The organism is Dorea longicatena (genome assembly GCF_024168045.1).
Taxonomy (GTDB): domain Bacteria; phylum Bacillota; class Clostridia; order Lachnospirales; family Lachnospiraceae; genus Dorea_A.
This window is the reverse complement of record NZ_CP100126.1, coordinates 1969280-1982506: the sequence shown is the minus strand read 5'-3', so window position 1 is coordinate 1982506 and position 13227 is coordinate 1969280. Positions and strand designations below refer to the sequence as shown.

The window sequence follows — 13227 nt, the reverse complement described above, 5'->3', positions numbered from 1 at the left end:
GTTCCGTCGGTGGGAAATACTAAAGCGTCAAAATTATGCTAAAAACGGGCTTCCGAAATTTGCAACTCGCCATTCGGCTCAAACAGGCAAATTTCGAAAACCCAACGCACAATTTTGACGCTTAACTATTTCCAACACCTTCTTCACATTCACTGGAACGGCTTCCTACTTTTTATTCCGTGGGTGTCGAATGCCTTAAGAATGAAATGGCAAGTGCGTAACCGTAGTGGCCTTCACCGGGTTACACTTCCGAGCATTTTATTTATTAACATTCGCTGTCAGTCACGACTTGAAGGAAGCAATAGATAAGGATTATTGTGAATGTGGAATGCCGTTAGAAACAGTTAGAGAGTCGGAATCACCGTTAAAGGAACGAAGCGAACGTGTTTGAGGCGAACGCCGAGTTTGAGCGTAGTTCCTTTGCTTTTAGGTGGTTCTGACTCTCTTAGTGTTTCTTATGGTATGGAACCTGAACAAGAAGCCTTATCTATTGTTTCCTTCAAGGACTGAGAGGCCGCTTCCCCAGTTAATAAATTAAATCCCGATAATATTTATAAGAGCTTCGCCATCACCGACGCATAAATCTCCTGGTTACGTTTCTGCCAGTTGTTTGCAATGGTTGCGGCTTCGGATTCTGTCGGGGCTGTTACGGTAAGGTCGATGAGGGGAAGTCCCTGTTCAATGACCTGACAGCGCACAGAATATTCCATGTTGGAATTTTCAAAATAATCTGCTTTCACAGACATTTCGTTTTTTAATTCATAATGCTTTTCTTTTAAAAATTCATCAATATCATGCTGGATCGCAGGTGAGATATCGTTGGTGAAATAGTGGATTGTCTCGGCACCATCCTCCGTAAGATGGTAAAATGTACGGTGATGTGTAGACTCTTCTCGGATAAATCCCGATTCCAGAAGTTCGGATAAAGCCTGCTGTAATTTGAAGTAGGTTGTATATCCTTTATCCAGAATGAATTCAGATATCTGGGAATTGGTGAGAGGAAAATCAACTTGATTCAACATATACAAAATGATTAATTTATATAGCGTAAATGATTTGGCCATGGTTAATACTCCTTTCCCTGCCAGATGTCATGTGTTTTAAAGTACGACTGTAACTGATTCAGTACCTGTCTTTTATTACAGGTCCATAAAGGAGCGGTCAGAAGCTCCTTTGGTCCGTCTCCGGTCAGCCTGTGGATAACAATATCAGGTCTGAGGTGGCTGATGCATGCTCCGAGAAGTTTGTAATATTCCTGCGGATCTGGAACCGGAAATGGATCGGACGCATAGATTTCTGCCAGATCGGTGTCTTTTAATATGTGCAAAAGCTGCAGCTTGATTCCCTGGATATCCTGTCTGTTCAGATACTGTATGGTCTGAAGCATGTCAGGCTTTGTCTCGCCGGGAAGGCAGAGGATCGTGTGGACGATGACATCTATTCCCCGTCTGCGAAGTTCAGATACAGCGGTCTCGAATACCGGAAGATCATAGCCTCTTCGGATATAACGGGCAGTTCTTTCGTGAATAGTCTGAAGTCCCAGCTCGACCCACACAGGTTTGATCTGATTCAGACGTTCCAGAAGATCTAAGATTTCTGTGCTCAGGCAATCCGGTCTGGTTGCGATGGACAGAATCCGGATATCAGGATGCAGGATGGCTTCCATATATAACTTTTCCAGATATGCAAGAGAAGCATAAGTATTGGTGTATGCCTGGAAATAAGCGATGTAGGATGATCCGGTATATTTTTTCGCAGATTGTTTTTTACCGGATTCAATCTGCTCTGTGACAGACAGGGTATGGCTTTCGGCAAAATCACCGGAACCTCCGCGACTGCAGAAAATGCAGCCGCGGGTTCCAAGTGTTCCATCCCGGTTTGGACAGGTCATACCGCCATCGAGAGAAATCTTATAGAGCTTTTCACCATAAGTAGTTTTCAGATAATAATCGAGAGAATAATATCTTTTTTCTCCCCAGCGTACAGTCATATCAGATCAGTTCCTTTACAGCACGACTTACAACGTCGGCAACACGTGGATCAAAAGCTTCCGGAAGAATATTATTTTCATTTAATTCTTCATCTGGAACCAGACCTGCGATAGCCTTTGCAGTGGCAAGTTTCATTTCTTCCGTGATTGCAGTTGCACGTCCTTCCAGAGCACCTTTGAAGATTCCAGGGAAAGCAACTACGTTATTTACTTGGTTCGGGAAATCGGAACGTCCGGTTCCCACAACCTTTGCTCCGGCTGCTTTGGCAATATCCGGCATGATTTCTGGTACAGGGTTTGCCATAGCAAAGAGGATGGCATCTTTGTTCATAGAAGCAACCATGTCCTGGGTGACAATATTCGGAGCAGATACACCGACAAAGATGTCAGCACCTTTTAAAGCATCGGCAAGGGTACCTGTTTTCTGCTCCGGATTGGTTACTTCGACCATCTTTTGCTGCATCCAGTTGAGGTTTTGAGATCCTTTTCCGAGGATTCCGCTGATGTCACACATTGTCACGTCTTTGAAACCATAGGTGAGAAGAAGCTTTGTGATAGCAACTCCGGCAGAACCGGCACCGTTTACAACAACTTTGGCAGATTCTTTGTCTTTTCCAGTTACTTTCATGGCATTAATGATACCTGCAAGGACAACGATAGCTGTTCCGTGCTGGTCATCATGAAATACCGGAATGTCAAGGAGTTCTTTCAAGCGTTCTTCAATTTCAAAACATCTGGGTGCACTGATGTCTTCCAGATTAATACCACCGAAAGCAGGAGCGATATTTACAACGGATTTGATGATTTCTTCCGTATCTTGTGTATCAAGACAGATCGGTACAGCGTTGACACCGCCGAATTCTTTGAAAAGTACTGCTTTTCCTTCCATAACCGGCATTGCAGCAAGAGCACCGATGTTACCAAGTCCGAGTACGGCACTTCCGTCGGAAACAACAGCTACAGTGTTGGATTTCATTGTATAAGTATAGGCAGCCTCCGGATCCCTGGCGATCACCTTACAAGGTTCCGCAACACCAGGAGTGTAAGCAATTGCCAGATCTTCTCTTGAGTTTACGTGGGATTTTGCACAGGTTTCAATCTTTCCGTGCCATTCTTCGTGCATTTTTAAAGCTTTTTCGCTATTTGTCATTTTATGGATACCACCTTTTTATGAGTTTTTTTAATCATATCATTCATAGAAGAGCAAGTCAATATACGCAGAAAGCATGAAAAGTGAAACAATTTATTGTGAGAGGGTGCTGTTTGTGAAAAGATGTGCCGGGATGTGCAGTGGATTACTGTGCAGTGGATTACAAAAAAGTCCTTTAAAAATGTAGAGATATATAGTATAATAATGTCATGTTTCAACTAATATCGTCATTTCTGACGTAATTTTCCAGATAACCTGCAAATTAAGAAATGCTGAATCAATGAATGATGAAGTTATGAACGGGAAACCAGATAGAGAATGAAGATATATTTTGAGGTGAAAGGGCTATATGATGAAAGAAAAGTATGAATCTCTTCCGTTGGCGACATTAAAAGACCTGGCAAAGGCAAGAGGATTAAAAGGAATTTCCACCATGAAAAAAGCTGAACTGATCGAGCGCATGCTGGAGGAAGACGAGAAAGTAAAGAATAACGCAAAAGAAACAGTAAAAGAATTATCTGCCAATACCGGAGATAAAGAAGTTCATGACATAGACAAGCTGGACAGTGGTATTACAGTGCGGGGGATTCTTGAAGTTATGCAGGATGGATATGGATTTATCCGTAGTGCGAACTATCTGCCGGGAGATAATGATGTCTATGTATCCCCATCGCAGATCCGTAGATTTAATCTTAAAACAGGAGATATTCTGGAAGGAAATACCAGAATCAAGACGCAGCAGGAAAAGTTCAGTGCACTTTTATATCTGTCAAAGGTAAATAACATTGATCCGATGAAGATCATGCACAGAAAGAATTTTGAAGATATGACGCCGGTCTTTCCGAATGAAAGACTGAGCCTGGAGTGCGGGAAGACAAGTACGGCCATGCGTATTATGGATCTGATGTCTCCAATCGGAAAAGGACAGAGAGGGATGATCGTATCGCCTCCGAAGGCCGGTAAGACAACTTTGTTAAAGCAGGTGGCTTTATCCGTGCAGAAGAATAATCCAGAAGTACATCTCCTGATTCTGCTGATCGATGAACGTCCGGAAGAAGTAACAGATATCCGCGAGTCTATTGAAGGGGAAAATGTAGAAGTTATTTATTCAACATTTGACGAACTTCCGGAACATCACAAGCGTGTATCTGAGATGGTGATCGAGCGTGCAAAACGTCTGGTAGAACACAAGAAAGACGTGATGATCCTAATCGACAGTATTACAAGACTTGCAAGAGCATACAATCTGACTGTTCCACCATCAGGAAGAACCTTGTCCGGTGGTCTCGATCCGGCTGCACTTCATATGCCGAAGCGATTCTTTGGTGCGGCAAGAAATATGAGAGAAGGCGGAAGCCTTACAATTCTTGCAACAGCACTGGTAGATACCGGAAGTAAGATGGACGATGTGGTATACGAAGAGTTCAAGGGTACCGGTAATATGGAACTGGTACTGGACCGCAAGCTTTCGGAAAAAAGAATGTTCCCGGCAATCGATATTCTGAAATCAGGAACAAGAAGAGAAGACCTGCTGCTTTCAAAAGAAGAACAGGAAGCTGTAGAAAGTATGAGGAAAGGTCTGAATGGACTGCGTCAGGAAGAGGCAGTAGATAACATTCTGAATATGTTCTCAAGAACAAAGAATAATGAAGAATTAATACAAATGGTAAAAAAGACAAAATTTATCTAGACAAATATTGATTCTTGTGCTACAATAAACAAGCTGTGTAAATGAAAAGAAATTTACGGCACATTTATGTGCGTGTCAAGAAAATAAAGAAGAGGTGAAAATCATGAAAGAAGGAATACATCCAAATTATTATCAGGCAACTGTAACTTGTAACTGTGGTAATACATTCGTGACAGGATCTACAAGCGAAGAAATCCATGTAGAAATCTGTTCTAAATGTCATCCATTCTACACAGGACAGCAGAAAGCAACTCAGGCTCGTGGCCGTGTTGATAAATTCAATAAGAAATACGGAATGGACAAATAAGATTACAGGTATTGGGTTGAGGTTTTTGAATCTCAGCCCTTTTTTCTTATAATTAATTATATAGAACTTGTAATGATACAGAATATATGAAGGAGAGTATATGAAATCATCGAATATTGGCGGACAGGCGGTGCTGGAAGGTATCATGATGAAGAATCGGGACCGTTATGCCGTAGCTGTCAGGAAGCCGGACGGGGAGATCTTTGTCCAGACAGAGGAATTTCACAGTGTTACCGGCAGATATAAGAAACTGACGACAATTCCGTTTGTCAGAGGAGTGTTCAATTTTATTGATTCTATGGTACTGGGAATTAAGACACTGACATTTTCAGCATCATTCTATGAAGAAGAGGAAGAGAAAAATTTTTCCGAAGCTGAACAAAAGAAAAAAGAAAAACAGGAAAGTCTTTTGATGGCGGGGACGGTTGCATTTTCTATTGTGGCTGCAGTGGCGATCTTTATGGTCCTGCCATATTTCCTGTCATCATTGATGAAACCGGTTGTTCCGTCTTATCATTTGCGGACAGTGATCGAAGGCTTTGTAAGAATCGGAATCTTTATTATCTATATTTTACTGATCTCGAGGATGGAAGATATCCAGAGAACATTTATGTATCACGGTGCGGAGCACAAGTGTATCAATTGCATTGAACACGGACTTCCGCTCACGGTGGAAAACGTAAGGAACAGTTCCCGGCAGCACAAACGCTGTGGTACAAGCTTCCTGTTTTTCGTGCTTGCGATCAGTATTATTCTGCTGCTCCTGATCCGGGTAGAGTCACCGCTTATGAGAGTGGTTGTGCGTATCGTGCTGCTTCCGGTGATCGCAGGTGTTTCCTATGAGGTGTTGAAGCTTGCGGGAAACAGTGACAATCCAGTTGTTAATCTGCTGAGTAAACCTGGAATGGCAATCCAGAAGATGACGACCAGTGAACCGGATGACGGGATGATAGAAGTTGCGATACAGGCAGTAGAAGCAGTATTTGACTGGAGGGCTTATGAACGGGACAATTTTCACACTTCGTAATCTATACAGGGACGGAACCATCTGTCTGGAAAAAGCTGGGATAGCGGATGCAAAGTTAGATGCATGGTACCTGTTGGAATACGAGACAAAGATCAGCAGAGCCATGTTTCTTGCTGATCCGGATAAAGAGGTAGAGAAGGATAAAGCAGAGCACTATCGGAAAGATATTGAGACAAGAGCACAGAGAATCCCGCTTCAGCATATTACCGGTGAACAGGAATTTATGGGGCTGGATTTCAAGGTGAATGAGCATGTGCTGATTCCGAGACAAGATACAGAGACACTGGTAGAAGAGGCGCTGAAGAAGATCCGGCCGGGGATGCAGATCCTGGATATGTGTACAGGATCAGGCTGTATTCTGGAGAGCATTCTGAAATTTGCGGAAAGGAAAGGAATCTGCGTGTCCGGAACCGGATGTGATATATCAGAGGAAGCATTGAAAGTTGCGAAGGAAAATGACAGCAGACTTCAGACCGGAGCGGTTTTTATACAGGGAGATCTGTTCGAGAACATCGCAGAAACATATGACATGATCGTATCAAATCCACCGTATATCAGAACGGAGGAAATCAGCAGTCTGGAAGATGAAGTAAAGCTTCATGATCCATGGATTGCACTGGATGGGAAAAAGGACGGATTATACTTTTACCGTCTGATTGTGAAAGAAAGTGTAAAACATATAAAAAAAGGTGGATATCTTCTGTTTGAGACCGGTTTTGATCAGGGAAAGGATGTATCGGTTCTCCTGGAAGAACAGGGATATGAAGAAATCCAGGTAAAAAAGGATTTGGCGGGACTTGACCGCGTTGTTATGGGAAGGTACAATAAAGAGTAATGTTAAGGAGGAAATACCATGTTTGATAAATTAGAAGATCTGCGCATCCGTCTGGATGAGATATTAAATGAACTTCAGGAACCGGATGTGGCAAATGACCAGAACCGCTTCCGCAAACTTATGAAAGAGCAGAACGACCTGACTCCGATTGTAGAGGCGTATAATGAATACAAAGAATGCAAACAGGCAATCGAGGACAGCCTCGAGATGTTAGAGGAAGAGTCTGATGAAGAGATGCGTGAACTTGCAAAAGAAGAATTGAATGATAACAAAAAGCGTGTGGAGGAACTGGAACAGGAATTGAAAATCCTTCTTCTTCCGAAAGATCCGAACGATGAAAAGAATGTTATCGTCGAGATCCGTGCCGGTGCGGGCGGAGACGAGGCGGCACTTTTTGCAGCTGAAATCTACCGTATGTATATGCACTATGCAGAAAGTCAGAGATGGAAAGTCGAACTGGTAGAGTGTGAAGAGATTGGTATCGGCGGAATGAAAAATGTAACATTTATGATCGACGGAAAGGGTGCGTACTCAAAGATGAAATACGAATCCGGAGTTCATCGTGTACAGCGTGTACCGGAGACAGAATCCGGCGGACGTATCCACACTTCTACTATTACTGTAGCAGTTATGCCGGAGGCAGAAGACGTAGATATCCAGATTGATGAAAAAGATATCCGTATCGATGTAATGCGTGCATCCGGTAACGGTGGACAGTGTGTCAATACGACAGATTCAGCTGTACGACTGACTCACTATCCTACAGGAATCGTGATCTACAGTCAGACAGAGAAATCACAGTTGCAGAACAAGGACAAAGCATTTGCTCTCTTGCGTGCGAAGCTGTACGATCTGGAATGCCAGAAACGTCATGATGCCGAAGCAGAGGCAAGAAAGAGTCAGATCGGTACCGGAGACAGATCCGAGAAGATCCGTACTTATAACTTCCCACAGGGACGTGTGACAGATCACCGTATCGGACTTACATTATACAAACTGGATAAGATCATGAATGGAGACATCCAGGAGATCATTGATGCCTGCATCGCAGCCGATCAGGCTGCAAAGCTTGCAAATATGAATGAGGAAATGTAAGAATCCGGAATATGACTATCAGAAAATAGCTGAAACTAAAAGAAGGTAAATATAAAGGATGGAAGCAATACAGTTTAAGCGTGCAGAATTAGAAGATCAGGAGATTATTGCGCATTACTTTGAACATCATACCAGCAGAAGCTGTGAGAGAACATTTGCCAATGTTTATCTTTGGTCCAGACAATATCCGGTGAAGTGGGCAATTGTACAGAATGCACTGGTATTCAAAAGTGAAGATGAGAATCACGTATCTTTTGCGTATCCGGCAGGAGCGCCGGAAGATGTAAAAAATGCACTGGAAGAGATGATGGAGTATTCTAAAGAAAAAGGCAGACCGTTCCTGATGTACAATGTGACACCGGAATATTTCGAACAGCTGAATGAATGGTATCCGGAAAGATTTCAGATTGAGTATGACAGAGACTCTGCAGATTATGTATATGAATCAGAAAAGTTAGCGACGCTTTCAGGGAAAAAACTCCATGGGAAACGTAACCATATTAATAAGTTCAAAAGTTTGTATGACGGACGCTGGTCATATGAAAGTATGACCAGAGAAAATCTGGAAGACTGCTTTCAGATGGCATTAAAATGGCGGAAAGAGAATGAATGTGAAGACGACGATGAAAAAAGGGGTGAGATGTGTGTGGCATTGAATTCCCTTCGTCTGTTCGAAGAACTTCATCTGACCGGAGGAGTTTTACGGATTGACGGAGAAGTTGTAGCATTTACGATCGGAGAACCTATCTGTGAGGATACGTATGTAGTGCATATTGAAAAGGCATATGCAGATGTACAGGGTGCATATACAATGATCAACCAGCAGTTTGTAGAACATGAATGTATGAACTACAAATATGTGAACAGGGAAGATGATACCGGAGCGGAAGGACTCAGAAAAGCAAAACTTTCATACCGTCCTGTCTTTATGGTGGAAAAGGGCGATGTGACAGAAAAAGATGTTTGAAAGACAAAAAAGACTTGCAGTGAGAAAGGAGCAATAAAATGATAGCGGATAAGATGAAAAATATGGTGGCCAACAGTTCGGCTATCCGTGCAATGTTTGAGGAAGGTAACCGTCTGGCAGGAATTTATGGAGCTGAGAATGTGTTTGATTTCAGTCTTGGTAATCCGAATGTGCCGGCACCGGAGGCTGTAAAGAATGCGATTATCGAGATTGTAAATGACACAGATCCGGTTGCACTTCACGGATATACCAACAGCAACTGCGGATATGCGGAAGTAAGAGCAGCAGTAGCAAAATCTCTGAATGAACGTTTTGATACGCACTTTGAGGGAAAGAATATTGTTATGACAGTTGGTGCCGCAGGAGGTCTGAATGTTATCCTGAAAGCGATCATCAATCCGGGAGATGAAGTAATTGCATTTGCACCATATTTTGGAGAATATCGTTCTTATACAAATAATTACGATGGTGTGCTGGTCGAAATTTCACCGAATACTGTAGATTTTCAGCCGAAACTGGATGAATTCGAGCAGAAGATCACGTCTAAGACAAAAGCAGTCATCGTTAACAATCCGAATAATCCTACAGGTGTGGTGTACTCTGAAGAGACGATTAAGAAGCTTGCTGCCATCATGGAGGCAAAACAGAAAGAATTCGGAACGGATATTGTCCTGATCTCAGATGAACCATATCGTGAACTTGCTTATGACGGAGTAGAAGTTCCTTATCTCACAAAATATTATGATAATACAGTTGTAGGATATTCTTACAGTAAATCGCTGTCTCTTCCGGGAGAACGTATCGGATATCTGGTGATTCCGGATGAGATGAAAGACAGTGAAGAAGTGCTTGCGGCAGCAAATGTGGCAACACGTATCCTTGGATTTGTTAATGCTCCGACACTGCAGCAGAAAGTAGTGGAAAAATGCCTGAATGAAAAGACAGACCTTTCTTTCTATGACCGTAACAGAGAAGATCTTTATAATGGTCTGAAAGAATGTGGATTTGATTGTATTAAACCACAGGGGGCATTTTATCTGTTTGTGAAATCACCGGTTTCGGATGAAAAGCAATTCTGCGAAGCGGCCAAGAAATATAATATTCTGATCGTACCGGGAAGTTCCTTTGCGTGTCCTGGATACGTAAGACTTGCATACTGTGTATCTCACGAGACGATCATCCGTTCACTTCCGAAATTTAAAGAACTGGCAAAAGAATATTTCTAGGAGAGCAGCATGAAAGCATTTGAAAAAAACATTCGAAAAGTAGAACCATATGTGCCGGGTGAACAACCGCAGCGCAAAGTAATCAAGTTAAATACTAATGAGAATCCATATGCACCGGCACCGGGCGTGACAAAAGCACTGGAGGAGATGGATACAGACCGTTTACGGCTGTATCCGGATCCGACGGCAGCACCGCTTGTGAATGCCCTGGCTGATTTTTATCATGTGAATCCGGATCAGGTCTTTGTAGGAGTTGGCTCGGATGATGTATTATCTATGTGCTTCCTGACATTTTTTAATTCGGAAAAACCAATCTTTTTCCCGGATATTACCTATTCCTTCTATAAGGTATGGGCGGATCTGTATCGCATTCCGTATGAATGCCAGAAGTTAGATGAGAACTTCAAGATCGTAAAAGAAGATTACTACAAGGAAAATGGTGGTGTGATCTTCCCGAATCCGAATGCACCGACAGGGCTTTATGAAGATCTGGCTGACGTAGAAGATATTATCGCACATAATCAGGATGTGATCGTAATTGTAGATGAGGCATATGTTGATTTTGCTGGACGTTCTGCGCTGGAACTGATTGACAAATATGAGAATCTGATCATTGTACAGACATTTTCAAAAGCAAGATCAATGGCAGGAATGCGTATCGGTTATGCAATCAGTAATCCGACTCTGATCAAATACCTGAATGATGCAAAATATTCTTTCAACTCTTATACTATGAACCAGACATCACTGGTATGCGGTGTGGAAGCGGTAAAGGATCAGGCATATTTTGAAGCGTGTGTGAATAAGATTATCGAGACACGTGAATGGGCAAAAGAAGAATTAAAGAATCTTGGATTCCGCTGCCTGAATTCCAAATCGAACTTTATCTTTGCCATGCATCCGGATTATGATGCAAAAGAATTATTTGAAGCACTGAAAGAGAATGATATCTATGTGCGCTTCTGGGGCAGTGAGAGAATCGAACAGTATATGCGTATCACTGTAGGAACCAGAGAAGAGATGGAAGCAATGTTTGCGTTCCTGAAAAAATATATGAATAAATAAGAGGAGTTTCTTATGACCAATACATTAATACATGGAATTATTGATGCGTTAAGCGGAAGTGTAAGTAAAGAGGTAATTGTATTTCTGATTTCCATGATTCCGATCCTGGAACTTCGTGGTGCACTTCTGGTTGCGGGACCGATCCTCGGGGTCAAGGTGTCAACAGCGATTCCACTGTGCATTATCGGAAATATTATTCCGGTTCCATTTATTCTGCTTCTGATCACACCGGTATTTAACTGGATGAAGGGAACGAAGACATTCAAGCCGCTCGTGGATAAACTGGAGAACAGAGCCATGAGCCGGAAGGATCAGATTGAGAAATATGAGTTCTGGGGGTTGGTACTTTTTGTAGGAATTCCGCTTCCGGGAACAGGAGCATGGACAGGTTCTCTGATCGCAGCACTTCTGGGAATGAAGTTTAAGAAAGCGTTCCCGGCAGTGATCGTTGGAATCTGTATGGCAACTGTAATTATGTGGTTTATATCGTATGTGCTTCTTGGCGGGGTACATCTGTTAGGATAAAATAAGGAAAAAGATTATGTCTATGAAAGTAAATAAAGTTCTGCCATTGCCGGCAGAACTGAAAGAAGAATACCCTCTGTCTGAGGAACTGATCCGGTTGAAAAAAGAACGTGATACGGAAATCCGGGACATTTTTACCGGAAAATCCGATAAATTCGCAGTGATTATCGGACCGTGTTCGGCAGATAATGAAGATTCTGTATGTGAATATGTAAGCCGGCTTGCGAAAGTGAATGAAAAAGTCAAAGACCGTCTGATGCTGATACCGAGAATTTATACCAACAAGCCGAGAACAACAGGGGAAGGATATAAAGGAATGCTGCATCAGCCGGATCCGGACAAAGCACCGGATCTGTATGCGGGGATTATGGCGATCCGTAAAATGCATATCCGTGCAATGAAAGAAAGTGGCCTGACGGCAGCGGATGAAATGTTATATCCGGAAAACAGAAGCTATCTGGATGACATTCTTTCTTATGAGGCTGTAGGAGCAAGATCGGTGGAGAACCAGCAGCACAGACTGACTGCGAGCGGTATGGACATTCCGGTCGGAATGAAGAACCCGACCAGCGGGGATCTCTCTGTAATGCTGAATTCAATCGTAGCGGCACAGATGGGACACCGGTTCATTTACAGAACGATGGATGTGACGACATCCGGCAATCCGCTCGCACATACCATTCTCCGCGGCGGAGTGGACAAGTATGGACAATGTATGCCGAATTACCATTATGAAGAATGTGTAAGACTCTGGGAATTATATCAGAAAAAGGATCTTAAGAATCCGGCAGCGGTGATTGATGCGAATCATTCGAATTCAAATAAGAAATACAAAGAGCAGATCCGTATCGTAAGTGAGGTACTGCATTCACGCAGATACAACCCGGATCTTAAAAAGATGATCAAGGGTGTTATGGTAGAAAGCTACCTGGAAGAAGGCAGACAGGATATATCGGCGGATATGATCTATGGAAAATCTATCACAGATCCATGCATCGGATGGGAAGATACCGAAAAGCTGATCTATAAAATTGCCGAAGAATGTTAAAGAAAATGAAGAAAGTCACATAAAAAGTTTTGGCGGAAACTTTTTATGTGACTTTCTTACAAAACGCTATCAAGAGAGGGTTCGTGGGAGGGGAGTACCATCCAAACACGAACATTTGTGAAATCGTTGTTTCACAATATAAAATAATACGTCAGGTTGTTGTATTATTTGTTATTATTTTATCAATCATTACCAAATTCGTAAATAGGCAAAAATGACAAAAAAATAACAAAGACTTATGCGGAAATTAGTGATAATGCACTTTCAATACGGACAGGTTTTAAAATGACAAATTATATGGT

The 13227-nt window shown here is 42.4% G+C and carries 13 protein-coding genes; 10 read left to right on the top strand and 3 right to left on the bottom strand.

The window, feature by feature from the left end; translation table 11 throughout:
• Window positions 1–551: 551 nt before the first annotated feature.
• From NKF87_RS09400 to NKF87_RS09390, 3 genes are read right to left on the bottom strand one after another with little or no spacing between them, the layout of a single operon-like run.
• Entirely contained in the window at window positions 552–1064 is a 513-nt protein-coding gene (locus NKF87_RS09400; RefSeq protein ID WP_028088307.1) for a DUF4364 family protein, read from the bottom strand.
• A gap of 2 nt (window positions 1065–1066) precedes the next feature.
• Entirely contained in the window at window positions 1067–1990 is a 924-nt protein-coding gene (locus NKF87_RS09395) for a TIGR01212 family radical SAM protein (RefSeq protein WP_253583473.1), read from the bottom strand.
• Between the two features lies 1 nt (window position 1991).
• Window positions 1992–3140, bottom strand: coding sequence for an NAD(P)-dependent malic enzyme (locus NKF87_RS09390; RefSeq protein ID WP_161144225.1), 1149 nt, complete (start codon window positions 3138–3140; stop codon window positions 1992–1994).
• Window positions 3141–3489: 349 nt separating this feature from the next.
• On the opposite strand from NKF87_RS09390, the gene rho reads away from it, so the two are divergent.
• From rho to NKF87_RS09340, 10 genes are all read left to right on the top strand, one after another.
• Window positions 3490–4830 carry a transcription termination factor Rho gene (gene rho / locus NKF87_RS09385; protein ID WP_055284042.1) on the top strand — a complete coding sequence of 447 codons (1341 nt, stop codon included), beginning with the start codon at window positions 3490–3492 and terminating at the stop codon, window positions 4828–4830.
• A gap of 103 nt (window positions 4831–4933) precedes the next feature.
• Window positions 4934–5137 carry a 50S ribosomal protein L31 gene (rpmE, locus tag NKF87_RS09380; RefSeq protein ID WP_022415351.1) on the top strand — a complete coding sequence of 68 codons (204 nt, stop codon included), beginning with the start codon at window positions 4934–4936 and terminating at the stop codon, window positions 5135–5137.
• 100 nt (window positions 5138–5237) lie between these two features.
• The gene (locus NKF87_RS09375) at window positions 5238–6164 is read left to right on the top strand and encodes a DUF1385 domain-containing protein (RefSeq protein WP_055284046.1); all 927 of its coding nucleotides are present in this window, start codon (window positions 5238–5240) and stop codon (window positions 6162–6164) included.
• Window positions 6136–6999 (top strand): peptide chain release factor N(5)-glutamine methyltransferase, encoded by an 864-nt coding sequence (gene prmC / locus NKF87_RS09370; protein ID WP_253583472.1) that lies wholly within the window; start codon window positions 6136–6138, stop codon window positions 6997–6999. Before NKF87_RS09375 ends, prmC begins: the two co-directional genes overlap by 29 nt.
• 18 nt (window positions 7000–7017) lie before the next feature.
• Window positions 7018–8094 carry a peptide chain release factor 1 gene (gene prfA, locus NKF87_RS09365; protein ID WP_006428954.1) on the top strand — a complete coding sequence of 359 codons (1077 nt, stop codon included), beginning with the start codon at window positions 7018–7020 and terminating at the stop codon, window positions 8092–8094.
• A 58-nt stretch (window positions 8095–8152) separates the two neighbouring features.
• Window positions 8153–9061 carry a DUF2156 domain-containing protein gene (locus NKF87_RS09360; protein ID WP_055284050.1) on the top strand — a complete coding sequence of 303 codons (909 nt, stop codon included), beginning with the start codon at window positions 8153–8155 and terminating at the stop codon, window positions 9059–9061.
• Between the two features lie 38 nt (window positions 9062–9099).
• The gene (locus NKF87_RS09355; protein WP_253583471.1) at window positions 9100–10287 is read left to right on the top strand and encodes a pyridoxal phosphate-dependent aminotransferase; all 1188 of its coding nucleotides are present in this window, start codon (window positions 9100–9102) and stop codon (window positions 10285–10287) included.
• A 9-nt stretch (window positions 10288–10296) separates the two neighbouring features.
• Entirely contained in the window at window positions 10297–11352 is a 1056-nt protein-coding gene (gene hisC / locus NKF87_RS09350; protein WP_253583470.1) for a histidinol-phosphate transaminase, read from the top strand.
• Window positions 11353–11364: 12 nt separating this feature from the next.
• Complete coding sequence (locus tag NKF87_RS09345) at window positions 11365–11877, top strand: COG2426 family protein (RefSeq protein ID WP_117598326.1); 513 nt, start codon at window positions 11365–11367, stop codon at window positions 11875–11877.
• Between the two features lie 16 nt (window positions 11878–11893).
• Complete coding sequence (locus tag NKF87_RS09340) at window positions 11894–12925, top strand: 3-deoxy-7-phosphoheptulonate synthase (protein WP_117598327.1); 1032 nt, start codon at window positions 11894–11896, stop codon at window positions 12923–12925.
• The last annotated feature ends 302 nt before the right edge of the window (window positions 12926–13227 follow it).